Source organism: Pseudomonas sp. USHLN015 (genome assembly GCF_037153275.1).
In the GTDB taxonomy this organism is placed as follows: Bacteria; Pseudomonadota; Gammaproteobacteria; order Pseudomonadales; family Pseudomonadaceae; genus Metapseudomonas; species Metapseudomonas tohonis.
Window position 1 is genome coordinate 561487 of sequence record NZ_JBBCKP010000002.1, and the last position, 24223, is coordinate 585709.

General features: G+C 68.0%; 22 protein-coding genes. 14 read left to right on the top strand and 8 right to left on the bottom strand.

Features of this window, described 5'->3' with window-relative positions; all coding sequences use genetic code 11:
- Positions 1-61 precede the first annotated feature (61 nt).
- A complete protein-coding gene (locus WFQ67_RS05865) occupies positions 62-1924 on the top strand; it encodes an FAD-dependent oxidoreductase (RefSeq protein WP_337056378.1) in 1863 nt (620 codons plus the stop codon).
- Positions 1925-2002: 78 nt separating this feature from the next.
- On the opposite strand, the gene WFQ67_RS05870 is transcribed toward WFQ67_RS05865, so the two are convergent.
- Positions 2003-2572, bottom strand: coding sequence for a hypothetical protein (locus WFQ67_RS05870; protein ID WP_213625977.1), 570 nt, complete (start codon positions 2570-2572; stop codon positions 2003-2005).
- A 112-nt stretch (positions 2573-2684) separates the two neighbouring features.
- On the opposite strand from WFQ67_RS05870, the gene WFQ67_RS05875 reads away from it, so the two are divergent.
- The 4 genes from WFQ67_RS05875 (at position 2685) to WFQ67_RS05890 (ending at position 6767) form a co-directional block, all read left to right on the top strand.
- Positions 2685-3185: an LEA type 2 family protein gene (locus WFQ67_RS05875; RefSeq protein WP_173176037.1), complete on the top strand. Its 501-nt coding sequence runs from the start codon at positions 2685-2687 to the stop codon at positions 3183-3185.
- A gap of 7 nt (positions 3186-3192) precedes the next feature.
- On the top strand, positions 3193-3396 hold the full coding sequence (locus WFQ67_RS05880; protein WP_173176035.1) for an SEC-C metal-binding domain-containing protein: 204 nt from the start codon (positions 3193-3195) through the stop codon (positions 3394-3396).
- Between the two features lie 96 nt (positions 3397-3492).
- Positions 3493-4143 carry a glutathione binding-like protein gene (locus WFQ67_RS05885; protein ID WP_213625978.1) on the top strand — a complete coding sequence of 217 codons (651 nt, stop codon included), beginning with the start codon at positions 3493-3495 and terminating at the stop codon, positions 4141-4143.
- Positions 4144-4226: 83 nt separating this feature from the next.
- Positions 4227-6767: a penicillin acylase family protein gene (locus WFQ67_RS05890; protein ID WP_337056379.1), complete on the top strand. Its 2541-nt coding sequence runs from the start codon at positions 4227-4229 to the stop codon at positions 6765-6767.
- A gap of 302 nt (positions 6768-7069) precedes the next feature.
- Here the strand turns inward: WFQ67_RS05890 and WFQ67_RS05895 are convergent, their stop codons facing one another.
- Positions 7070-8227, bottom strand: coding sequence for a sterol desaturase family protein (locus tag WFQ67_RS05895; protein ID WP_337056380.1), 1158 nt, complete (start codon positions 8225-8227; stop codon positions 7070-7072).
- A 191-nt stretch (positions 8228-8418) separates the two neighbouring features.
- On the opposite strand from WFQ67_RS05895, the gene WFQ67_RS05900 reads away from it, so the two are divergent.
- The 4 genes from WFQ67_RS05900 to pdeM are packed head-to-tail and all read left to right on the top strand — an operon-like array spanning position 8419 to position 14247.
- Entirely contained in the window at positions 8419-9435 is a 1017-nt protein-coding gene (locus WFQ67_RS05900) for a ligase-associated DNA damage response exonuclease (protein ID WP_337056381.1), read from the top strand.
- A complete protein-coding gene (locus tag WFQ67_RS05905; RefSeq protein WP_337056382.1) occupies positions 9432-11096 on the top strand; it encodes an ATP-dependent DNA ligase in 1665 nt (554 codons plus the stop codon). Before WFQ67_RS05900 ends, WFQ67_RS05905 begins: the two co-directional genes overlap by 4 nt.
- The gene (locus WFQ67_RS05910; RefSeq protein ID WP_337056383.1) at positions 11093-13588 is read left to right on the top strand and encodes a ligase-associated DNA damage response DEXH box helicase; all 2496 of its coding nucleotides are present in this window, start codon (positions 11093-11095) and stop codon (positions 13586-13588) included. Before WFQ67_RS05905 ends, WFQ67_RS05910 begins: the two co-directional genes overlap by 4 nt.
- Positions 13585-14247: a ligase-associated DNA damage response endonuclease PdeM gene (pdeM, locus tag WFQ67_RS05915; RefSeq protein WP_213625984.1), complete on the top strand. Its 663-nt coding sequence runs from the start codon at positions 13585-13587 to the stop codon at positions 14245-14247. Before WFQ67_RS05910 ends, pdeM begins: the two co-directional genes overlap by 4 nt.
- Before the next feature lie 167 nt (positions 14248-14414).
- Here the strand turns inward: pdeM and WFQ67_RS05920 are convergent, their stop codons facing one another.
- Both WFQ67_RS05920 and WFQ67_RS05925 read right to left on the bottom strand, forming a co-directional pair.
- Positions 14415-15095: an NUDIX domain-containing protein gene (locus tag WFQ67_RS05920; RefSeq protein WP_173176019.1), complete on the bottom strand. Its 681-nt coding sequence runs from the start codon at positions 15093-15095 to the stop codon at positions 14415-14417.
- On the bottom strand, positions 15092-15697 hold the full coding sequence (locus tag WFQ67_RS05925) for an adenylyltransferase/cytidyltransferase family protein (RefSeq protein ID WP_337056384.1): 606 nt from the start codon (positions 15695-15697) through the stop codon (positions 15092-15094). The genes WFQ67_RS05920 and WFQ67_RS05925 overlap by 4 nt, the downstream gene beginning before the upstream one ends.
- Before the next feature lie 47 nt (positions 15698-15744).
- Here WFQ67_RS05925 and WFQ67_RS05930 point away from each other — a divergent pair, with 47 nt between their 5' ends.
- Genes WFQ67_RS05930 through nadE form a run of 3 tightly spaced genes read left to right on the top strand, consistent with a single transcriptional unit; the run spans position 15745 to position 18485 of the window.
- Positions 15745-16434: a nicotinamidase gene (locus WFQ67_RS05930; protein WP_442969572.1), complete on the top strand. Its 690-nt coding sequence runs from the start codon at positions 15745-15747 to the stop codon at positions 16432-16434.
- 2 nt (positions 16435-16436) lie between these two features.
- Positions 16437-17642, top strand: coding sequence for a nicotinate phosphoribosyltransferase (gene pncB / locus WFQ67_RS05935; protein WP_337056386.1), 1206 nt, complete (start codon positions 16437-16439; stop codon positions 17640-17642).
- 15 nt (positions 17643-17657) lie between these two features.
- Entirely contained in the window at positions 17658-18485 is an 828-nt protein-coding gene (nadE, locus tag WFQ67_RS05940; protein WP_173176010.1) for an ammonia-dependent NAD(+) synthetase, read from the top strand.
- Positions 18486-18489: 4 nt separating this feature from the next.
- On the opposite strand, the gene WFQ67_RS05945 is transcribed toward nadE, so the two are convergent.
- From WFQ67_RS05945 to dcd, 3 genes are all read right to left on the bottom strand, one after another.
- The gene (locus tag WFQ67_RS05945; protein ID WP_213630748.1) at positions 18490-18693 is read right to left on the bottom strand and encodes a hypothetical protein; all 204 of its coding nucleotides are present in this window, start codon (positions 18691-18693) and stop codon (positions 18490-18492) included.
- Positions 18694-18826: 133 nt separating this feature from the next.
- The gene (locus WFQ67_RS05950; protein WP_244862932.1) at positions 18827-19375 is read right to left on the bottom strand and encodes a hypothetical protein; all 549 of its coding nucleotides are present in this window, start codon (positions 19373-19375) and stop codon (positions 18827-18829) included.
- Positions 19376-19449: 74 nt separating this feature from the next.
- A complete protein-coding gene (gene dcd / locus WFQ67_RS05955) occupies positions 19450-20016 on the bottom strand; it encodes a dCTP deaminase (protein ID WP_016491514.1) in 567 nt (188 codons plus the stop codon).
- Between the two features lie 174 nt (positions 20017-20190).
- Here dcd and WFQ67_RS05960 point away from each other — a divergent pair, with 174 nt between their 5' ends.
- Positions 20191-20943 (top strand): glycine-rich domain-containing protein, encoded by a 753-nt coding sequence (locus WFQ67_RS05960; protein ID WP_337056387.1) that lies wholly within the window; start codon positions 20191-20193, stop codon positions 20941-20943.
- Positions 20944-20963: 20 nt separating this feature from the next.
- On the opposite strand, the gene apbC is transcribed toward WFQ67_RS05960, so the two are convergent.
- Positions 20964-22055, bottom strand: coding sequence for an iron-sulfur cluster carrier protein ApbC (gene apbC / locus WFQ67_RS05965; RefSeq protein WP_213625990.1), 1092 nt, complete (start codon positions 22053-22055; stop codon positions 20964-20966).
- Between the two features lie 130 nt (positions 22056-22185).
- Between apbC and metG the strand changes: the two genes are divergently transcribed.
- Positions 22186-24222 carry a methionine--tRNA ligase gene (gene metG / locus WFQ67_RS05970; RefSeq protein WP_173175995.1) on the top strand — a complete coding sequence of 679 codons (2037 nt, stop codon included), beginning with the start codon at positions 22186-22188 and terminating at the stop codon, positions 24220-24222.
- Position 24223: the final 1 nt, after the last annotated feature.

Consider the following 24223-nt stretch of genomic DNA (forward strand, 5'->3'; position numbering starts at 1 on the left):
GTGGCACCCGGCACGACCCGGGCGCCATGCATAAAAAACGACAACGCCTTGCAGGTACACCATGACCATCACCCGCCGCGACTTCCTCAACGGCGCTGCCCTCGCCATCGGCGCCGGACTCACTCCGCTGCAGCTGCTCCAGGCCGCCCCCTCCGGCCGCTACTACCCGCCCGCCCTCACCGGCCTGCGCGGTAGCCACCCCGGCGCCTTCGAGGTGGCGCACCAGATGGGCTGGGAAAAGAAGGTGTTCGATACCGACGGTCTGAAGATCGAGGAGGAATACGACCTGGTGGTGGTCGGCGGCGGCATCAGCGGTCTCGCCGCGGCCTGGTTCTACCGCCAGAAGCACCCGCAGGCACGCGTGCTCATCGTCGAGAACCACGACGACTTCGGCGGCCACGCCAAGCGCAACGAATTCCAGGCCGGCGGGCGGATGATCCTCGGCTACGGCGGCAGCGAAGCCTTCCAGTCGCCCAAGAGCCTCTACAGCAAGGAGGTCAACGGCCTGCTCAAGCAGCTGGGCGTAGACATCGACCGCTTCGAGACCGCCTTCGACCGCGACTTCTACCCGGGCCTGGGCCTGTCGCGCGGGGTGTTCTTCGACAAGGCCGGCTTCGGCCAGGACAAGCTGGTGACCGGCGACCCGACGCCCATGGTGGCCGACGACATCGCCCCGGAAAAACTCAACGCCCGCAGCTGGCGCGCCTTCATCGAGGACTTCCCGCTGCCGGAGGCCGATCGCCAGGCGTTGATCGACCTGCACGAGGCACCGCGCGACTACCTCGCCGGCAAGAGCCGCGAGGAGAAGGAAGACCACCTGGCCAAGACCAGCTACCAGGACTTCCTGCGCAAGGACGTGGGCCTGAGCGAGGCGGCCACCCGCTATTTCCTCGCCCGCACCAATGACTTCTCGGCCCTGAGCATCGACGCCGTGGCCGCCGCCGACGCCTACTCGGTGGGCTTCCCCGGCTTCGCCGCCATGGACCTCTCCCCCGTCAGCGAAGAGGCCAAGGCGGAGATGGAAGAGCCGTACATCTACCACTTCCCGGACGGCAACGCGTCCCTGGCGCGCCTGCTGGTGCGCGGGTTGATCCCGGCCGTGGCAGCGGGCAAGGGCATGGACGACATCGTCCTCGCCGACTTCGACTACGCCAGGCTCGACCAGCCGGGCAGCCCGGTGCGCCTGCGCCTGAACAGCACCGTGGTCAGCGTGCGCAACCGCGACGGCGGCGTGGACGTCGGCTACAGCCGCGGCGGCCAGCTGCACCGGGTACGCGGCAAGCACACGGTGCTGGCCTGCTACAACATGATCATCCCCTACATCCTGCGCGACCTCTCCGCCGAGCAGGCCCACGCGCTGTCGCAGAACGTGAAGTTCCCGCTGGTGTACACCAAGGTGGTGATCCGCAACTGGCAAAGCTTCCGCAAGCTCGGCGTGCACGAGATCTACGCGCCGAACCAGCCCTACAGCCGGGTCAAGCTCGACTACCCGGTGGACATCGGCGGCTACCGCCACCCACGCGACCCGAACCAGCCCATCGGCCTGCACATGGTCCACGTGCCCACCAGCCCGAACATGGGCATGGACGCCCGCACCCAGGCGCGGGTCGGTCGCACCAAGCTCTACGGCATGAGCTTCGAGCAGATGGAGACGGCCATCCGCGACCAGCTCCAGGCCATGCTCGGCCCGGCCGGCTTCGACCATCAGAAGGACATCCTCGGCATCACCGTGAACCGCTGGTCCCATGGCTACGCCTATTTCGCCAACAGCCTGTTCGACGACGAAGACGAGAGCGAGAAGCTGATGAACCTGGCGCGCACCCAGGTCGGCAACGTCACCATCGCCAACTCCGACGCGGCCTGGAGCGCCTACGCCCACGCCGCCATCGACGAGGCCTGGAGGGCTGTGGGCGAGCTGGGCTGACGCCGCGCCGAAGGCGGGGATGCCCAGGCCACAGATGAAAAAGCCCGCCGATCGGCGGGCTTTTTCATGGGCGGGCACTCACTCCTGTATGCGCAGGTGCGAGGTATCCGGCGGCGGCGCGGCCGGGGCGGCCTTGGCCTGGCCCATGTCGCTGCCCACCGGCGCCAGGCTGAACTGGCTCAGGTCGACCTTGGGCGCCTGCGCCTCGGCCTTGGCGTCCTGCAGGTCCGCCCCCACCGGAGCGATGCCGAAGTCCGGCGCGTCCACCTCGGCGAACGCCGCCATGTATTCGTCACGCGGCGCCACTTTCAGGCGCCCCACCGGAGCGCCCTCCCCGGCCGGCTGGGCCACCGGGGCGCGCGGCGCGGCGACCGGCTCCTGCACGGGCGGCGGCGCCAGCTCCACCTCCTCGATCTCGACGTCCATCGACACCACGTCCACCACCGCACCGGCACGCTCAAGCGTTGCACGATATTTCTCGGCGGCGGCCTCATCGAGGTTGTTCTTGATCACGATGCGCCTGCCGGAAAACAGCATGGCGATGCGTTGCGCGTCAGCCTGGAAGAGCTTGGCCATGTTGGCCTGCACCAGCTCCAGCCGGGCTCCCGGAACCAGTTGGCCGGAGAAAGCGATCTCGTAGCGGCTCATGGTCACACTCCTGTCCGAAACAGACCGCAGTATGGCGCAGGTTTTTTTCTGCAAACAACAAGTTGCAGCCAAGCAGTTGCTTGTTACACTTGAGCGTCGATGGAGTAATGCAATGTTTTCTCAGGCGCAAACGATAAGAATTCTCAGCCTAATGATGTTACTGGCCCTCCCTCTTTCGGGCCTGACGGGATGTTCCACCTGGATGACCGGCGGCTTCCGCGATCCGGACGTACGGCTGGTCAAGGTCGATGTGATCAAGGCGAAACTCCTCGAGCAGCAGTTCCTGCTGCGCTTTCGCGTGGACAACCCCAACGACGTCAGCCTGCCCGTCCGCGGCCTGGTCTATACCGTCCACCTCAACGACGTGAAGCTCGCCTCCGGCGAGTCCAGCACCTGGTTCACCGTGCCCGCCAATGGCCACGAGACCTTCGATGTCCCGGTGCGCACCAACCTCTGGCGCCACATGAAGTACATCGTCAAGCTCCTGGAGAAGCCCGACGAGCCGATCCACTACCGCCTCGAAGGCGAGGTGAAGACCGGCCTGATGTTCGGCAAGAGCGTGCACCTCTCGCGCAATGGCGAGATAATCCCGGGCAACTACATCCCGGAGTGACCTTTCCATGAGTCAAGAACCCCATGTCCATGGCCCCGACTGCAACCACGACCATGATCATGACCACCACCACGATCACGGCCATGTGCACGGCCCGCACTGCAACCACGGCCCGCAGGAGCCGGTGCGCAACCCGCTGAAGGAAGTGGGCCGCAACGATCCCTGCCCCTGTGGCAGCGCGAAGAAATTCAAGAAATGCCACGGCGCCTGATCCGCGCCAGTGCAACCAAGGCCCGTCTAGTACGGGCCTTTTCGTTGGCGTGGGGAATCCTTTAGGCTGGCCGCCCGCATCCTGAGGAGTCCCACCATGATCGACCTCTACTACTGGACCACCCCCAACGGCCACAAGATCACGCTGTTCCTCGAGGAGACCGGCCTCCCCTACCGGATCCACCCCATCAACATCGGCAAGGACGAGCAGTTCCAGCCGAGCTTCCTCAAGATCGCCCCGAACAACCGCATCCCCGCCATCGTCGACCACGCCCCGGCGGACGGCGGCGAGCCGCTATCGCTGTTCGAGTCCGGCGCCATCCTGCTCTACCTCGCCGAGAAGACCGGGCGCTTCATCCCCGCCGACCTGCGCGGTCGCGAAGAAACCCTGCAGTGGCTGTTCTGGCAGATGGGCGGCCTCGGCCCGATGGCCGGGCAGAACCACCACTTCAACCGCTTCGCCCCGGAGAAGGTGCCCTACGCCATCCAGCGCTACGTGAAGGAGACCGCCCGCCTCTACGGCGTGCTCGACAAGCGCCTGGCCGACCGCCCCTTCGTCGCCGGCGCCGAGTACGGCATCGCCGACATGGCCATCTATCCCTGGATCGTCCCGCACACCTACCAGGAACAGGACCTCGACGACTTCCCCAATCTCAAGCGCTGGTTCCACAGCATCCAGGCCCGCCCGGCCACGATCCGCGCCTATGAACTGGTGGAAAAGATCAACCCCGCCGCCGCTAAAAAGTAGGGCCAACGGCGCTTGCGCAGTGCGAGGCCGCTCTCTAACGTAGCGCGTTTGAAAACCGCCGCCTCTTCGGGAGATACCGCTCCATGGCCTCGCCTGCGCCCAAGCGCTTCCTGCCTCGTTTCTGCCTGGCCGCCGCCCTCGGCGCCATGGTCGCGCTGACCGGTTGCCAGTCCTGGCTCGACAGCCGCTATTCCGACAGCCTGCCCCCCACCTCCGGCTTCAAGCCGGTCAAGGGCCTGGCGCAGAGCGTCTCCATCCGCCGCAACCCGCTGGGCATGCCGCTGATCGAGACCACCACCTTCCACGACGCCCTGTTCGCCATGGGCTACGTGCACGCCTCCGACCGCCTCAGCCAGATGGTCGGCCTGCGCCTCATGGCCGAAGGTCGCCTGGCCGAGATGGCCGGCCCCGGCGTGCTGGAGGTCGATCGCTTCATGCGCGCGGTGAACCTGCGCAAGAGCGCGGACATCCTCTACAAGAACGCCTCCCCGCGCCTGAAGTCCTTCTTCGAGGTCTACGCGCGCGGCGTCAACGCCTACCTCTTCCAGTACCGCGACAAGCTGCCGATGGACCTCGCCGAGTCCGGCTACAAGCCCGCCTACTGGAAACCCGAGGACTCGGTGCTGGTCTTCAGCCTGCTCAACTTCGGCCTGGCGGTGAACCTGCAGGAAGAGATCGCCTCGCTGGTCATGGCGCAGAAGGTCGGGGCCGATAAGGTCGCCTGGCTGCTGCCCACCTACCCGGACGAGGACCTGCCCTTCGACGAAGCCGACAAGCTCAAGGGCCTCAACCTCGGCGGGCAGATCCAGGGCCTCGCCGCCATCGACCAGGCCGCCGGGCAACTGGCGGGCCTGAACATGCTCGGCGTCGCCGCCTCCAACAACTGGGCCATCGCTCCCGGGCACACGCGCAACGGCAAGAGCATCCTCGCCAACGACACCCACCTGCCGCTGGCCATGCCCTCGTACTGGAACTTCATGCAGATCCGCTCGCCGAAGTTCCAGGCCGCAGGCGTCACCATCGCCGGCGTGCCCGCCGTGGTCGCCGGCTTCAACGGCAAGCTGGCCTGGGGCATGACCATGGTCATGGCCGACAACCAGGACCTCTACCTGGAAAAGGTCAAGCGCGAGGGCAACCGCCTCTACTACCTCGCCGACGGCAAATGGCAGCCGGCCATCGAGCGCAACGAGACCTTCTTCATCAAGGGCGAGCGGCCGATCCGCGAAACCCTCTACGAGACCCGCCACGGCCCGCTGCTCAACTCCGTGCTCGGCCAGCGCAAGCACCCGCTGCAGCCCCTGGAGATGAAGAGCGGCCTGGGCATCGCCCTGAAGACCGCGCAGTTCGAGAACGACCAGACCCTGGACGCCTTCTTCGACCTGTCCCGCGCGCAATCCGTCGAGCAGGCCAGCGAGGCGACGCGCTCGATCCGCGCCATCGGCCTCAACCTGCTCACCGCCGATGCCCAGCACATCGCCTGGCAGGTCACCGGCCGCTACCCCAACCGTCGCGAAGGCCGTGGCCTGATGCCCTCCCCCGGCTGGGACAGCCGCTACGACTGGGACGGTTTCGCCGACCCCATGCTGCACCCCTATGACCAGGACCCGACCCAGGGCTGGCTCGGCACAGCCAACCACCGCACCGTGCAGGGCGGCTATGGGGTGCAGCTGTCCAATTCCTGGTTCTACCCGGAGCGGGCCGAGCGCATCGCCGAGCTCGCCGGCAGCGGCAAGCACGACACCCGCAGCACCATCGCCATGCAGTACGACCAGACCACGCCCTTCGCCGCCAAGCTCAAGGCGATGTTCGAAGACCCGGCCATGGCCCAGCCGCTGAAGAAGGCCTTCGACGCCCTGCCCGCGTCCGAGCGCGACAAGGCCCGTGAAGCCCTGAGCCGCCTGCTGGCCTTCGATGGCGACCTGCGCCCGACCTCGGCCGATGCGGTGTTCTACGAAGCCTTCCTGCAGGAAAGCGCCAGGCAGATCTTCCAGGACGAACTCGGCCCCGAAGGCAGCCCGGCCTGGCAGGCCCTGGTGGAGACCGCCAACCTCTCCTACTCCGCCCAGGCCGACCACCTGCTGGGCCGCGCCGACAGCCCGTTCTGGGACGACGTGCGCACAGCGCAGAAGGAAGACAAGCCCGCCATCCTCGCCCGCAGCCTGGCCGCCGCCGTCAGCTTCGCCGAAGGCAAGCTCGGCACCGACCGCAAGACCTGGCAGTGGGGCAAGCTGCACAGCTACACCTGGGCCACCGACACCACCAGGCTCGCGCCCTTCATGAGCGCCAGCCAGCGCACCGGGATCAACGCCATCCAGGGCTACCTGGACCGTGGCCCCTACCCGGCCGGCGGCGACATGAACACGCTGAACGTCTCGGCCTACGAGTGGGGCAACGACTTCGACACCTGGCTGATCCCGGCCATGCGCATCATCGTCGACTTCGGCCAGCCGGAACCCATGATCGGGCTCAACAGCTCCGGCCAGTCCGGCAACCCGGCCAGCCCCAACTACGCCGACGGCATCGACGCCTGGCTCAAGGCCCGCTACATGAGCTTCCCCTTCCAGTCGCAGAACCTCGACAAGGTCTACGGCACCAAGCGGCTGATGCTCACCCCGCAAAAATGATCGCCCGGGGCGGGAACTAACCGCCCCGGCACTGTCTATGTAAGCGGACTTACTCCATAGATCACATCATTTCAGGGCGCCCTCACCGGCGCCCTTTCTTTTGCCCGCGAAAAGCCTCGTAGGTTGGGCTGAGGCACGAAGCCCAACGCACCGGAGCCCATCCCTGCCGCGATGTCGGGCCTCGCCGGCTCGGCGCCAACCTACGGACGTAGCCCGGGCCTCAGCCCGGGAATCGGCAAAAAGGGAAAGGGGAAGAATCAGAAGCAGCGGCCCATGCATTGCACATGGGCCGCCATCGAAGGTCAGGACGCCTTCGGCTTCACCGGTGCCTTGGGCTCCGGCTTCTGGAAGGGGTACAGGTGCTGGCGCAGGATGCCGTCCGGCAGCGGCTTGCCGAACACGCCATAACGGGTCGGCCACTCCTTGGGCGGCAGCTTGAAGGTGCCGAACAGCATGTCGACGATCGGCAGGTGGATCGCGTAGTTCTTGTAGATGTAGTCCGGGTGCCGGGCGTGGTGCCAGTGGTGGTAGCGCGGCAGCACCAGCAGGTAGTTCAGCCAGCCGCCGTCGATGCGCACGTTGGCGTGGGCCAGCACCGCCTGCACGCCCACCAGGATCACGTAGGCATTCATCGCCTGGGGCGAGAAGCCCATCAGCATCAGCGGCACCAGCACCCCGGTACGGGTCAGCAGGATCTCCACGAAGTGGATGCGCGAGCCGGCCAGCCAGTCCATCGCCGTGCTCGAGTGGTGCACCGCATGGAAGCGCCACAGCCAGGGCACCACGTGGTACAGGCGGTGCAGCCAGTACTGGCCCAGGTCCGCCACCAGCACCGCGAGGATGAACTGCAGCCAGATCGGCAGCGACTGCACGCCCGCCTGGAAGGCCGGCGACACCGCCCAGCCCCCCAGCAGCGTGGACGAGGCGGTGACGAAGATCAGGATGAACTGCACCAGCATGTGGCTGACGAAGAAGTACGCCAGGTCCGTGCGCCAGTGGGGGCGCAGGATGTTCTGCTCCGGGTCCTTGGCGTAGAGCTTCTCCAGCGGGATGAACACGATGGCCGAGACCAGCAGCGCCAGCACGAACCAGTCCAGCCCCAGGGAATAGGGGGTCTGGCCGATGGTCTCGAACTGGATGTTGGTGCCGCCGAGGAACACCGCCAGGCCCGAGGCGGCGATGCCGGTGAAGCCCAGCCGCTTGCGGCGGTTGAGCAGGATGTTGAGCGTGCCCAGGGAGAACGACGCCACCAGCCCCACCAGCAGCACGCTGCGGGCGAACTGCTCGCTGTAGACCTTGCGGAACTCGGCGAAGGTCAGCCATTCGGGGAACAGGAAACACAGCACCGCGCAGAGGCTGAGCAGCCCCAGCGCCGCGGAAAGATAACCGCTGATACGCCCTTCGCCGATCCGGAACGGATCATGACCGTGGCGCTGGAAATAGGCCTTGATCGCCTGCATTCGCACATCCTCCATGAAGTCGGCAGAAAAGCCGCTCCCGATCTTGACGTCCCTACCCCGTTCCAGGCCACCTGTTCCGACGAACACCCGGGGCTTCCGTGACCTGTGTCGCGATCCCTGGGCGAACTTGCCAGCCGAACCAACCGAACCCGACCATGCTCATAGACATGAGCCCACAACGAGGCAGCCCCATGGACCTGGTCGTCGCGAGGCCCGAAGGCCTCTACTGTCCGCCCGGTGACTTCTACATCGACCCCTGGAAACCGGTGGAACGTGCCGTCATCACCCACGGCCACGGCGACCACGCGCGCACCGGCAACGGCCACTACCTGGCGGCCGCCGCCGGCGCCGGCATCCTGCGTGCGCGCCTCGGCGACATCCGCCTGCAGACCCTCGACTACGGCGAGCGCCTGGAGCACGGCGGCGTCACCCTCAGCCTGCATCCGGCCGGCCACGTGCTCGGCTCGGCCCAGGTGCGCCTGGAGTACCGGGGCGAAGTGTGGGTGGCCTCCGGCGACTACAAGACCGAGGCCGACGGCACCTGCGCGCCCTTCGAGCCGGTGCGCTGCCACTGCTTCATCACCGAATCCACCTTCGGCCTGCCCATCTACCGCTGGCAGCCGCAAGCCGCCCTGTTCGCCGAGATCGACGCCTGGTGGCGCGCCAACCAGGCCGCCGGGCGCGCCAGCGTGCTGTTCTGCTACGCCTTCGGCAAGGCCCAGCGCATCCTCCATGGCATCGACGCGAGCATCGGCCCGATCCTCGTCCACGGTGCCATGGAGCCGCTCAACCGGGTCTACCGCGAAGCCGGCGTCGCCCTGCCGCAAACCCGCTACGCCGGCGACATCGCCCGCAACGACCCACTGCTGCGCCAGGCCCTGGTCATGGCCCCGCCCTCCGCCGGCGGCAGCACCTGGATGCGCCGCTTCGGCGACTACAGCGACGCCTTCGCCAGCGGCTGGATGATGCTGCGCGGCACCCGCAGGCGGCGCGGCGTGGACCGCGGCTTCGTGCTCTCCGACCACGCCGACTGGCCGGGCCTGCTCTGGGCCATCGAGCAGAGCGGCGCCGAGCGGGTGTTCGTCACCCACGGTTCGGTCAACGTGCTGGTGCGCTACCTCAGCGAACAGGGCCTGGACGCCCAGGCCTTCAGCACCGAATACGGCGACGAGGACGAACCGGCCAGCGCCCCGGAGGCGACCCCGTGAAGGACTTCGCCGAGCTCTACGGTCGCCTCGACGCCAGCACCTCCAGCAACGCCAAGCTGGCCGCCCTGCAGGACTACTTCGCCAGCGCCACGCCCGAGGACGCCGCCTGGGCGGTGTACTTCCTCAGCGGTGGCAAGCCGCGCCAGCTGGTGCCGGTGCGGCAGCTGCGGGAGATCACCCTGGCCATCACCGGCCTGCCCGAATGGCTGTTCGAGGAGAGCTACCAGGCGGTGGGCGATCTGGCCGAAACCATTTCCCTGCTGCTGCCGCCCAGCGTCCAGCGTTCCGAAGAGGGCCTCGCCACCTGGGTCGAGGAGCACCTGCTGCCCCTGCGCGGGCTGCCCCCGGCGGAACTCGCCGCACGCCTGCCACCGCTCTGGGCGCGCCTCGACCGCCTCAGCCTGCTGGTGTGCCTGAAGCTGGTCACCGGCGCCTTCCGGGTCGGCGTCTCGCGCCTGCTGGTCACCCGCGCCCTGGCCAACCTCGCCGGCCTCGACCCCAAGCGCGTCGCCCAGCGCCTGGTCGGCTACACCGACGCCTCGCGCCCGCCCAGCGCCCAGGGCTACGCCCGGCTCATCGCCGAACAGAGCGAGGCCGAGCACCTGGAACGCGGCGGCCTGCCCTACCCCTTCTTCCTCGCCCACCCGCTGCAGGCAGAGGTCGGCGCCTTCGCCGACCTGCTCGGCCCGCCGACGGACTGGCTGGTCGAATGGAAGTGGGACGGCATCCGCGCCCAGCTGGTACGCCGCGACGGCCACCTGTGGATCTGGTCGCGGGGCGAGGAGCTGGTCAGCGAACGCTTCCCCGAACTGCACGGCCTGGCCCATGCACTGCCAGAAGGCACGGTGATCGACGGCGAGATCCTGGTGTGGAAGGACGGCCGCGTGCAGCCCTTCGCCCTGCTGCAGCAACGCATCGGCCGCAAGCGCCTGACGCGCAAGGTGCTCGACGACGCCCCCGTGCGCCTGGTGGCCTACGACCTGCTGGAGTGGCGTGGCGAGGACTGGCGCCAGCGCCCCCTGGCCGAGCGCCGCGAACGCCTGGAACTGTTGCTGGAGGAAGTGGGCGACCCGGTGCTGGAACTGTCCCCCGAGGTGCACGGCGAAGACTGGCATGACCTCGCCCGCCAGCGCGAGGGCGCCCGCGCCCTCGGCGTCGAAGGGATGATGCTCAAGGCCCGCGACGCGCTCTACGGCGTCGGCCGCACCAAGGACCAGGGCACCTGGTGGAAATGGAAGCTCGACCCCTACAGCGTCGACGCCGTGCTGATCTACGCCCAGCGTGGCCACGGCCGCCGCGCCAACCTCTACACCGACTTCACCTTCGCCGTCTGGGATGGCGACGACGCCACCGCCGAGCGCGCCCTGGTGCCCTTCGCCAAGGCCTACTCGGGCCTCACGGACGAAGAAATGCGCCAGGTCGACGCCATCATCCGCCGCACCACGGTGGAGAAATTCGGCCCGGTGCGCAGCGTCACCCCGACCCTGGTGTTCGAACTGGGCTTCGAAGGCATCGCCCTGTCCAGGCGCCACAAAAGCGGCGTCGCCGTGCGCTTCCCGCGCATGCTGCGCTGGCGCCGCGACAAGCCGGTGGCCGAGGCCGACACCCTCGCCAGCCTCCAGGCACTGCTCGCCGATGCCCCGCCGGAGCCCGAGGCTTGAGCCGCCCGCCCCGGCCCTCCTCACGCTGGTTCGACAGCCGTGGCTGGCGCCCCTTCAGCTTCCAGAAGGCCCTCTGGCGCGCCGTCGCCCAGGGCCGCTCCGGCCTGCTCCACGCCACCACCGGCGCCGGCAAGACCTACGCCGCCTGGTTCGCCGCCCTCGATTTGCTGGCCGGCGCCGCCCCCACCCGCAAGGCACCTGGCAAGGGCCAGGTGCTGCCGCTCTCGGTGCTGTGGATAACCCCCATGCGCGCCCTGGCGGCCGACACCGCCCGCGCCCTGCAGGCGCCCATCGACGAACTCGGCCTGCCCTGGAGCCTGGGCCTGCGCACCGGCGACACCGGCAGCGCCGAGCGGGCCCGGCAATCGCGCAACCTGCCCAGCGTGCTGGTCACCACGCCGGAAAGCCTGACCCTGCTGCTGACTCGCGCCGACGCCGCCCGGGCCTTCGCCGGGCTGCGCATGGTGGTGGTCGACGAATGGCACGAGCTGCTCGGCAACAAGCGCGGCGTGCAGCTGCAACTGGCCCTGGCGCGGTTGCGCCTGTGGAACCCCACGCTCGCCACCTGGGGCCTCTCAGCCACCCTCGGCAACCTGGACCACGCGCTGCAGGTGCTGGTGCCCGGCGGCGAGGGCATGCTCCTGCAGGGCGAACAACGCAAGCGCCTGGAGGTGGACACCCTGCTGCCGGCCAACGTCGAGCGCTTCCCCTGGGCCGGGCACATGGGCCTGCGCATGCTGCCGCAGGTGGTCGCGGAGCTGGAGTCCAGCGCCAGCAGCCTGGTGTTCACCAACACCCGCGCGCAGTCCGAAGCCTGGTACCAGGCCCTGCTGGCGGCGCGGCCGGACTGGGCCGGGCTGATCGCCCTGCACCATGGCTCGCTGTCCCGCGAGGTGCGCGAGTGGGTCGAGAACGGCCTCAAGCAGGGCCGGCTCAAGGCGGTGGTGTGCACCTCCAGCCTCGACCTGGGGGTCGATTTCCTCCCCGTGGAGCGGGTGCTCCAGGTGGGCACCGCCAAGGGCGTGGCGCGGCTGATGCAACGGGCCGGCCGCTCCGGCCACGCACCGGGCCGCGCCTCGCGGGTGACCCTGGTGCCCACCCACAGCCTGGAACTGGTGGAGGCGGTGGCCGCGCGCCAGGCCATCGCCGAGCGCCGTATCGAAGCGCGCCTGAGCCCGGAGAAGCCGCTGGACGTGCTGGTCCAGCACCTGGTCAGCATGGCCCTGGGCGGTGGCTTCACGTCCGCGGCGATGCTCGCCGAGGTGCGCAGCTGCTGGGCCTACCGCGCCCTGGGCGACGACGAATGGGCCTGGGCCCTGGCCTTCATCCGCCACGGCGGACACTCCCTCACCGCCTACCCCGAATACCGCCGCGCCGAGCCCGACGGCGCCGGCCATTGGCACGTGCCCAGCGCGCAACTGGCGCGGCGGCACCGGCAGAGCATCGGCACCATCGTCAGCGACGCCAGCCTGCAGGTGCGTTTCTGGGGCAAGGGCGGCGCGGCCGGCTCCCTGGGCAGCATCGAGGAAGGCTTCATCTCGCGCCTGCGCCCGGGAGACGCCTTCCTCTTCGCCGGCCGCCCGCTGGAACTGGTGCGGGTCGAGGACATGACCGCCTACGTGCGCCGCAGCACCGCACGCAAGGCCGCCATCCCGCGCTGGAATGGCGGGCGCATGCCGCTTTCCAGCGAACTGGCCGACGCCCTGGTTCACCAGTTGGGCGAAGCCGCGCGAGGCCATTACGACAGCCCGGAGCTGAAGCTGACCCGGCCGCTGCTGGAGCTGCAGCAGGCCTGGTCGGCGCTGCCCGACGAGCACAGCCTGCTGGCCGAGCGGTTGAAGAGCCGCGAAGGCTGGCACCTGTTCCTCTACCCCTTCGCCGGCCGCCAGGTGCACCTCGGGCTGGCCAGCCTGCTGGCCTGGCGCCTGGCCCGGCAGCGCCCGGTGAGCTTCTCCATCGCCGTCAACGACTACGGCCTGGAGCTGCTGGCGGCCACCGAGGTGGACTGGGCCGAGTGCCTGCGTCCCGAACTGTTCAGCGAGCACGCGCTGCTCGACGACCTGCTGCACAGCCTCAATGCCAGCGAGCTGTCGCGCCGGCGCTTCCGCGAGATCGCCCGCATCTCCGGGCTGGTGTTCGCCGGCCGCCCCGGCGCCAGCAAGAGCGCGCGCCAGCTGCAGGCTTCCAGCGGGCTGTTCTTCGATGTGTTCCGCCAGTACGACCCGGACAACCTGCTGCTGCACCAGGCCCGCGAGGAAGTGCTGCGCCAGGAACTGGACCTGCCGCGCCTGGAGGATTGCCTGCGGCGCATCCGCGAGCGCGAACTGCGCCTGGTGGAGGTGCCACGCCCGACACCGCTGGCCTTCCCGCTGCTGGTGGAACGCTTCCGCGAAGGCCTGAGCAGCGAGAAGCTGGCCGACCGCATCGCGCGCATGGTCGAGCAACTGGAGCGCGCCGCCGACAGGCCGCCACGCCGGAGCCGCGCGCGATGAGGGCCGCACTGGAGGTGGCGCTGGCTGGTACCCGCGTCCTGCTGCTGGCCGACCGCGCGCTGTACTGGCCCGAGGAAGGCTGCCTGCTGGTGGCCGATATCCATTTCGGCAAGGCCGCCAGCTTCCGCCGCCTCGGCCAGCCGGTGCCCAGCGGCACCACGGCGGCGAACCTGCGCCGCCTGGACAACCTGCTGCACGAACACGGCTGCCGCCGGCTGGTGTTCCTCGGCGACTTCCTGCATGCCCGCCAGGGCGCAGACGCCCCCCTGTGGCCGGCGCTGGCTGCCTGGCGGGCCGGCCATCCGGAGCTCTCCATCGACCTGGTACGCGGCAACCACGACCGCCATGCCGGCGACCCGCCCGCTGCCCTCGGCTTCACCCTGCACCACGAGCCGCTGGCCCTCGGCCCCTTCGCCCTGCAGCACGAGCCCGAGCCGCACCCGGCACTGCACGTGCTGGCCGGCCACCTGCACCCGACCTTCCGCCTGCGCGGAGCCGGTCGCCAAAGCCTGCGCCTGCCCTGCTTCCACCTGGGCGAAAACCTGAGCCTGCTGCCGGCCTTCGGTGAGTTCACCGGCGGCATGGAGCAGGCCAGCGCAACGGGTTCACGGATCTTCGTCTGCGGCGACGGCGGCGTCTGGCCCGCCCGCCATAGTTGATCGCCGCCTGGCTTGTTAGCCATCCATTAGCCGCAGGATGTCGACTTTTTTGCTGTTTTTCTGAACTTACGCGCCAGGCAACACTCAGAACCTATGCATTGTTCATTGCTCCCTGGCGCCCACGTTGGCGCCTATTTTTTTGCCCGGAATTCGCCCTGGCCGCGCTGTCAGGACAGCACGCTGCGGTCGAAGGTGAACACGCCGCCTTCCGCCGGGCAGTGCTCCAGCACCTTCTGCGGGCGGCCCATCTTCGGGTGGTTGTGTTCGCCGGTATCCAGCACCCAGCCCTGCCCCTTCATCTTCTCCAGGCGCCCGCGCAGGGTGGTGTGCTGCACCGCCTGGCCGAGGCAGGCCTGGAAGGCGCCCAGGGCTTCGGTGACGGTGAAGCGTCGCGGCAGCAGGTGCAGCGGCAGGGAGGTGTAGACCGACTTGCCGGCCAGCCGCTCGCGGGCCTGGCGCACCAGTTGGTCGTGATCGAAGGGCAAGCCGCTGGCCTCGTCCAGCGGCAGGAAGCGCAGGTCCGCGTCACTCAGTTGCGTGTCGGGCTCCAGCAGGGCGAGGTAGAAGGTCGACAGCGACCAGCCGCGCGGGTCGCGCCGGGCGTTGCCCACGGTGGCCACCTGTTCCAGGTGCTGCGGGCGCACCCGTGCCTTCTCCGCCAGGGCCCGGGTGGCGGCCGCGTCCAGGTCGGCGTCGTCGCAGCGGCCGTTGACCAGCACGCCCGGCAGCGCCCATTCGCCCTCGAAGGGCGCCTGGGCCCGGCGGATCAGCAGCAGCTCCAGCCCCTGGGCTTCGTTCAGGCGCAGCGCGACGATGTCGACGCTGGCCAGTACCTGTGCAGAACTCATTGCAGCTCCCTATAGATATCCAGTTCACCCTGCACTTCTGGCAGGCACCAGGCCGGCGGCAGCGCCAGGCCCTCGCGCAGGTGCAGGCGGATGGCCGAACTGTGCAGCAGCAGCGTCTCGTCCGCCACCAGCAGGCCGAAGCGCTCGCGCAGCTCCGCCCCGCGATGGAAGCCCGCCACCTGGGGCAGGTTGTCTTCGCCGATGACCAGGGCGATGTCCTCCGGCAGCATGCCGTGCTCCGCGGCCAGCGCCTGCAGGAGGTCGTAGCTGTACACGGCCGCCGCGCCGGGCGCCAGCCGCGCCTCGATGGGGTCGCAGCGCACCCGCGCCGGGTCGATGCGCGCCGCCAGGCGCTCCAGCCAGGCACAGCGCAGGGCGAAATCGACCATGCGCTTGCCGTGGGCGTGGCGGTGGCTGGGCACCAGCAGCACCTGCTCGGCGCGCTCCAGTACCCGGCGCACCACGCTTTCATGGCCCGGATGGGGCGGGTCGAAGGCGCCGCCATACACCGCCAGGCCAAAGCACGCGGGTGTAGGTTCAGCGCTTCCCGCCGGGTAGGCTCGCAGGCTGGAATCGAAAATTTCCTGCCGACTGTTTCTCATCGCTGTCCTCCTGCGATCAAAGAGTGCTTGACGACATATTACACGAGATGGAATATGTAGCCAGCCGCAACCGAACGAGGAACGCAGCCATGAAAATCGCCAGCTTCGATGTCGACGCCCAGAAAGGCTTCACCCCCCTCTGCCCCGCCGAACTCCCGGTGCCGGGCGGCGACGAGATCGCAGCGCACCTGAACCTGCTGGCCCGCCGCGCCGAACTGCGCATCGGCAGCAAGGACGCCCACAGCCCGCAGGCCGCCTGGGTCGTGCCCAGCCACGCCGAGATGCTCGCACCGCTGCCCCTGGCCAATGCCGACATCACCTGGGTCAGCCACTGCGTACCGGGCACCGCAGGCTTCGAGCTGCTGGACGAGCTGCCCCAGCCGCTGGACTACGACTACTTCGTGTGGAAGGGCGTGGAGCCCGACCTGCACCCCTACGGCGCCTGCTACCACGACCTGGCCGAGCGCCGTAGCACCGGGGTGATCGAATTCCTCCGGCAGAACGCGGTCAGCCATGTACTGGTGGGCGGCCTGGCGCTGGACTACTGCGTGAAGACCACCGCGCTGCAACTGCGTCGCGCCGGCTTTGCGGTTATCGTCTACCTCCCGGCGTGCCGGGCAATCGCCGAAACCACGGCACAAGCCGCGCAACTGCAGATGAACGAACTGGGCATCACGCTGTGCGCCAGCGAGGCCGAACTGGACGCCTTGCTGAACAGCATCGAGAAGGAGAGCTGATCATGGCCGAGAGCGTGTTTTCCGACCGCATCGTGCAGAACCTGCTGGACACCGACTTCTACAAACTGACCATGATGCAGGCGGTGCTGCACAACTACCCCAACGCCGAGGTGGAGTGGGAATTCCGCTGCCGCAACGCCGAGGACCTCAAGCCCTACCTGGCGGAGATCCGCTACCAGATCGAGCGCCTGACGGAGATCTCCATCACCGCCGACCAGCTGGCCTTCCTGGAGCGCATCCCCTTCATCAAGCCGGACTTCACCCGCTTCCTCAGCCTGTTCCGCTTCAACATGCGCTACGTCCAGGCCGGCATCGAGGACGACCAGCTGTGCATCCGCCTGCGCGGCCCCTGGCTGCACGTGATCCTCTTCGAGATCCCACTGCTGGCCATCGTCAGCGAGGTGCGCAACCGCTACCGCTACCGCGAGGTGATCCTCGAGCAGGCCAGCGAGCGCCTGTACCAGAAGCTCGACTGGCTCAAGGGCGAAGCCAGCGCCAGCGAGCTGGCGGGCTTCCAGATCGCCGACTTCGGCACCCGCCGGCGCTTCTCCTACCGGGTGCAGGAAGAGATGGTGCACATCCTCAAGCGCGACTTCCCGGGGCGCTTCGTCGGCACCAGCAACGTGCACCTGGCCCGCGAGTTCGACATCAAGCCCATCGGCACCATGGCCCACGAATGGCTGATGTCCCACCAGCAGCTGGGCCCGCGCCTGATCGACAGCCAGATCGCCGCGCTGGACTGCTGGGTCCGCGAGTACCGGGGCCTGCTCGGCATCGCCCTGACCGACTGCATCACCACCGATGCCTTCCTCAAGGACTTCGACCTGTACTTCGCCAAGCTCTTCGACGGCCTGCGCCACGACTCCGGCGACCCGCTGGAATGGGCCGAGAAGTGCATCCGCCACTATGAAAGGCTCGGTATAGACCCGCAGACCAAGACCCTCGTATTCTCCGACGGCCTCGACCTGCCAAAGGCGCTGGAGCTGTATCGCGCCCTGCACGGTCGTATCCACGTCAGCTTCGGTATCGGGACCAACCTGACCTGCGACATCCCCGGTGTCGTGCCCATGAACATCGTGATCAAGATGACCGCCTGCAACGGCCAGCCGGTGGCGAAGATCTCCGATACCCCGGGCAAGACCCAGTGCCGCGACGAGAACTTCGTCGCCTACCTGAAACACGTATTTCGCGTATCAGACGCGCGCTAGCGCCGAGGAACCATCATGAGCAATCGCCAGAAAGAGATAGCCGCCGCCCTGGACGTGGTGCCCCCCTTCGCCGACGAGGCCGCCCTGCAGGCCGAGATCGAGCGGCGCAAGGCCTTCATCAAGACCTGCCTGCGCAACGCGCGGCTCAAGGTGCTGGTGCTGGGCATCAGCGGTGGCGTGGATTCGCTGACCGCCGGCCGCCTGGCCCAGCTGACGGTGGAGGAGCTGCGCGCCGAGACCGGCGACCCGGACTATCGCTTCATCGCCGTGCGCCTGCCGCACAACACCCAGCACGACGAGCACGATGCCCAGGAGTCGCTGAAATTCATCCGCGCCGATGTCGAGGACACGGTGAACATCGCCAACAGCGTGATCGGCCTCGGTGAGCAGGTCACCCACCTGCAGGCGCTGAGCGACGCCCGCCGCGATTTCGTGGTCGGCAACATCAAGGCGCGTATCCGCATGGTCGCGCAGTTCGCCATCGCCAACGCCAACAACGGCCTGGTGATCGGCACCGACCACGCCGCCGAGGCGGTGATGGGCTTCTTCACCAAGTTCGGCGACGGCGCCTGCGACCTGGCACCGCTCTCCGGCCTGGTGAAGAACCAGGTGCGCGCCATCGCCCGCTACCTGGGTGCACCGGACAACCTGGTGCAGAAGGTGCCGACCGCCGACCTCGAAGAGCTGCGCCCCGGCAAGCCGGACGAAGAGGCCCATGGCGTCAGCTACGCCGAGATCGACGCCTTCCTGCACGGCGAGACCGTGCGCCAGGAGGCCTACGACATCATCGTGCGCACCTACGACGCCACCCAGCACAAGCGCGACCTACCGCTGGTGCCCTGAGGCGCTACACCACGGGTGCGGGCGGCGGCTGGTCGGGAAGGGTCGGTTCGCCCGGCTCGTGGGGCTGGGTGGGTTCGCCCGGTTCCTCGGGGCTGTCCGGCCCCGGCACCTGTTGCAGCACCAGCGACGGGTCGCTGCGGGCGAGAATGGCGTCCACCAGTGCGCTGGCACTGGGCGTCAGGGCTTCGATGATGATCTGGGAGCGCATGGCAATCCTCCGGCGTTCACAGTGGCTTCAAGCAGTAGAGCCCCGCATCAATCGAAGAATTCCGCTTATTTCCGTCCCCGCCGACCTGTAGCCCGGCTTCAGCCGTCAAAGGCTTCGCGAGCAGAGCTCGCTCCTACGGGCGGTCGTTGAAGTGCACGGTGATGGAGACCAGCACCGGCTGGTCCTCGTCGCCCTGGCGGTACTCCGGCTCGAAGCCATAGCCCAGCCAGACCTCGCTGCCATTTTTCACCACCAGGTCCGAACGCTCGTCGCCAGTGCCTTCCAGCCCCTGCAGCCAGGGGCCCGTCTCTTCGCGACGCTGGCCCAGGCGCAACTGGCCATCCAGGCTGAAACGCCAGTTCGCGCCGCGCTCGCCCACGCCTTGCATCCAGCCGAGGAACAGGCTGTCGTTGTAGCCGCCCAGCTCCCAGCAGCGCGCTTCGCGCAGGCGGTCGCCGAGGAAAACCAGCATCATCGAATTGCCATACAGCAGCCCGCGCCGCTTGCCGTACATCGGCAGCTCGGCCGTCGGCGGGCCCAGGCGCTCGACGAACTGCGCGCGGGTGGCCGTGGCGGGCAGGCCGAAGGCCTCGGTGCCGCTGACCACGTTGAGCTCCTCGGCCCGCAGCAGCGCGCAGAAGCCGAGGCCCAGGATGAACAGGACAGGTTTGAGCAGGTTCATTCGTCAGTTCCCTTGACTGGAGAGAGGCATGAAAAAGCCGGGCAAGGGCCCGGCTCTCTGGTGTGGCAGGTGACTCAGGCCTTGGGCAGGGTGACGCCGGTCTGGCCCTGGTACTTGCCGCCGCGGTCGCGGTAGGAGACTTCGCAGGCTTCGTCCGACTGCAGGAAAAGCATCTGCGCCACGCCTTCGTGGGCGTAGATCTTCGCCGGCAGGTTGGTGGTGTTGGAGAACTCCAGGGTCACGTGGCCTTCCCACTCCGGTTCCAGCGGGGTGACGTTGACGATGATGCCGCAGCGCGCGTAGGTGCTCTTGCCCAGGCAGATGGTCAGCACGTCACGCGGGATGCGGAAGTACTCGACGGTGCGGGCCAGGGCGAAGGAGTTCGGCGGGATGATGCAGACGTCGCTGTTGATGTCGACGAAGCTCTTCTCGTCGAAGTTCTTCGGGTCGACCACGGCGGAGTGGATGTTGGTGAAGACCTTGAACTCGGCCGCGCAGCGCACGTCGTAGCCGTAGCTGGACACCCCATAGGAAATCACCCGGCTGTCGTCCGCGCCGCGCACCTGGCGCTCGACGAAGGGCTCGATCATCCCGTGTTCCTGGGCCATGCGGCGAATCCACTTGTCCGATTTGATGCTCATGGCGGGGGTCCTGTGAAGGTGAAAAATGATCGCGAATCTTACCGGGCGCGGGCCTTTCGGGCAAAGGGCAGCGACCGGGAGCGTGCCCTGGCGCCCAGTGCCGCCGAGCGGGGCTTGTGGCGATGCCGCCGAGTGCGCCACTGTTGGCCCGCCCTTGTGGAGAAAGGACCCACCATGACCCCCTGGCTGATCATCCCCGGCCTGTTCTTCGCCGTCTTTTCCTTCTCGTTCTTCAAGCGCCGCCGCGCAAGCGGCCGGGAACGCTTCATCCGCGAGTTCCGCCCGGCGCCCTGGCTGTTCGACGAACTGCGCAAACGCCATCCGCAGCTGAGCCTGGAAGACTGCATGCTGGTGAGCGCCGGCCTGCGCCAGTACTTCCTCTGCTACCTCAAGAGCGGCTACGGCTACGTCTCCATGCCCTCCCAGGTGGTGGACGACCTGTGGCACGCCTTCATCCTCGACACCCGCGAATACAAGCGCTTCTGCCAGCAGGCCTTCGGCCGCTTCCTGCACCACCGCCCGGCGCGCACCCTCTCGGGCAACGCCCGCCAGGCCGACGCCGGCCTGCGCCGCTGCTGGTGGTACGCCTGCGAACAGGAACGCATCGACCCGCAGCGGCCCGGCCGCGTGCCGCTGCTGTTCGACCTGGACAGCCGCCTGGGCATCCTCGGCGGCTTCCTCTATGTCACCGACTGCAAGGGCGTACGGCGCAACGACGGCGGCGACGCGGGCAGCGGCGTCATCTACTGCGGCGGGGACTTCGTCGGCAGCGACTCGGGCTACGGCTCCAGCGACTTCGGCGACGGCAGCGGCACGGGCGGCAGCCATCACGGCAGCGATTCATCGAGCGACGGGGGCGGTTCGGACGGAGGCGGGGACAGTGGAGGCGGATGCGGCGGAGGGTGTGGCGGCGGTGGGGGCGATTGAGCCCCCACCGCTGTGCGACATCAGTCGTCGCTGATGGTGATGGTCGGCATGGCACCGGCGCCCATGCCGGACTGCGCGATGCGCGCGCCGACGCAGCGCGCCATTTCCTGGTAGATCATGGCGATCTGGCTTTCCGGGTCGGCGACGGTGGTCGGCTTGCCGCCATCGGATTGCATGCGGATGGCCATGGACAGCGGCAGGGAGGCCAGCAGGTCGACGCCGTACTGGGCCGCCAGCTTCTCGCCGCCGCCTTCGCCGAACAGGTGCTCGGCATGGCCGCAGTTGGAGCAGATGTGCACGGCCATGTTCTCCACCACGCCCAGCACCGGGATGTTGACCTTGCGGAACATCTCCACGCCCTTCTTCGCGTCCAGCAGGGCCAGGTCCTGCGGGGTGGTGACGATCACGCTGCCGGCCACCGGCACCTTCTGCGCCAGGGTCAGCTGGATGTCGCCGGTGCCCGGGGGCATGTCCACCACCAGGTAGTCGAGGTCGTCCCAGGCGGTCTGGGTGATCAGCTGGATCAGCGCGCCGGAGACCATCGGGCCACGCCACACCACCGGCGTGTTGTCATCGGTGAGGAAGGCCATGGACATGACCTCCACGCCGAGGGACTTGATCGGCACGAAGAACTTCTGGTCGCGTACCTCGGGGCGGGTGCCCTCGGCGATGCCGAACATGATGCCCTGGCTCGGGCCGTAGATATCGGCGTCGAGGATGCCCACGCGGGCGCCTTCACGGGCCAGCGCCAGCGCCAGGTTGGCGGCAGTGGTGGACTTGCCCACACCGCCCTTGCCCGAGGCCACGGCGATCACGTTCTTGACGTTGGCCAGGGCCGGCACCTGGGCCTGGGCCTTGTGCGGCTCGATCACGCAGTCGACCTCGACCTTGGCCGAGTCGATGCCGTCCTGGTTCTCCAGGGCCATCTGCAGCATCTGCGCCCAGCCGCTCTTGAACAGGCCGGCGGCGTAGCCCAATTCCAGGCGTACGTGGACCTTGCCGCCCTGGATGTCGACCTCGCGCAGGCAGCCGGCGCTGACCGGGTCCTGGCCAAGGTGGGGATCGGTGAACTGGCGAAGCGTGGCTTCCACCACGGCGCGGGTGACAGGCATGGAAGACTCCGGGAAAAGACCGAGCGAAACAGGCGGGCATCTTAACCCAAAGCCCATGCAACAGATGAAAATGCCCCGCCGCGCCTATATAGTTACCGACTTTCCCGTGTTCCCAGTGCAGCCGATCACCATGACCGAAGCCCGCAAGATCCTCGTCACCAGCGCCCTCCCCTATGCCAACGGTTCCATCCACCTCGGGCATATGGTCGAGTACATCCAGACCGACATCTGGGTGCGCTTCCAGAAGATGCGCGGCAACCAGGCCATCTACGTCTGCGCCGACGACGCCCACGGTTCGGCCATCATGCTGCGCGCCGAGAAGGAGGGCATCACCTCCGAGCAGCTGATCGACAACGTGCGCGCCGAGCACACCACCGATTTCGCCGACTTCCTGGTGGAGTTCGACAACTACCATTCGACCCACTCGGACGAGAACCGTGTGCTGTCCAGCAGCATCTACACCAAGCTGCGCGACGCCGGTCACATCGCCACCCGCCCGGTGACCCAGTACTTCGACCCGGACAAGCAGATGTTCCTGGCCGACCGCTTCATCAAGGGCACCTGCCCGAAATGCGCGGCCGAAGACCAGTACGGCGACAACTGCGAGTCCTGCGGCGCCACCTATTCGCCCACCGAGCTGAAGAACCCCAAGTCGGCCATCTCCGGCGCCACGCCGGTGCTCAAGGAGTCGCTGCACTACTTCTTCAAGCTGCCCGACTTCGACGCCATGCTGAAACAGTGGACCCGCAGCGGCGCCCTGCAGGAGTCGGTGGCCAACAAGATCGCCGAATGGCTGGACGCCGGCCTGCAGGAGTGGGACATCAGCCGTGACGCCCCCTACTTCGGCTTCGAGATCCCCGACGCCCCGGGCAAGTACTTCTACGTGTGGCTGGACGCCCCCATCGGCTACATGGCCAGCTTCCAGAACCTCTGCGCGCGCCGTCCGGAGCTGGACTTCGACGCCTTCTGGGGCAAGGACTCCAGCGCCGAGCTGTACCACTTCATCGGCAAGGACATCGTCAACTTCCATGCCCTGTTCTGGCCCGCCATGCTCGAAGGCGCCGGCTACCGCAAGCCGACCGCGCTCAACGTGCACGGCTACCTGACGGTGAACGGGCAGAAGATGTCCAAGTCCCGCGGCACCTTCATCAAGGCGCGCACCTACCTCGACCACCTGAGCCCGGAATACCTGCGCTACTACTACGCGGCCAAGCTGGGCCGCGGCGTGGACGACCTCGACCTGAACCTCGAGGACTTCGTGCAGAAGGTGAACTCCGACCTGGTGGGCAAGGTGGTCAACATCGCCAGCCGCTGCGCCGGTTTCATCCACAAGGGCAACGCCGGCCGCCTGGTGGCCGCCAATGCCGCGCCCGAGCTGTTCGCCGAGTTCAAGGCCGCTGCGCCGAGCATCGCCGAGGCCTTCGAGAACCGTGACTTCGCCCGCGCCATGCGCGAGATCATGGCCCTGGCCGACCGTGCCAACGCCTGGATCGCCGACAAGGCGCCCTGGGCCCTGGCCAAGCAGGAAGGCAAGCAGGACGAGGTCCAGGCCGTCTGCGCCGCAGGCGTCAACCTGTTCCGCCAGTTGGTGATCTTCCTCAAGCCGGTGCTGCCGAACCTCTCCGCCGCTGCCGAGCAGTTCCTCAACGTCGCCCCGCTGAGCTGGGCCGACCACGAGACGCTGCTGGCCGACCACCAACTGAACGCCTTCACCCCGCTGATGACCCGCATCGAGCCGGCGAAGATCGAAGCCATGGTCGCCGCGTCCAAGGAAGACCTGGCCGCCGCCGCACCGGCCCCCGCCGGCAACGGCGAGCTGACCAAGGACCCGCTGGCCGCCGAGATCGGCTTCGACGCCTTCGCCGCCGTCGACCTGCGCATCGCGCTGATCGAGAAGGCCGAGTTCGTCGAAGGCGCCGACAAGCTGCTGCGCCTGTCGCTGGATATCGGCGACCAGAAACGCAACGTGTTCTCCGGCATCAAGAGCGCCTACCCGGACCCGAGCAAGCTCGAAGGCCGCCTGACCCTGTACGTGGCCAACCTGGCCGCGCGCAAGATGAAGTTCGGCGTCTCCGAAGGCATGGTCCTGGCCGCCGGCCCCGGTGGCGAGGAGATCTACCTGCTCAGCCCCGACAGCGGCGCCAAGCCCGGCCAGCGCGTGAAGTAAG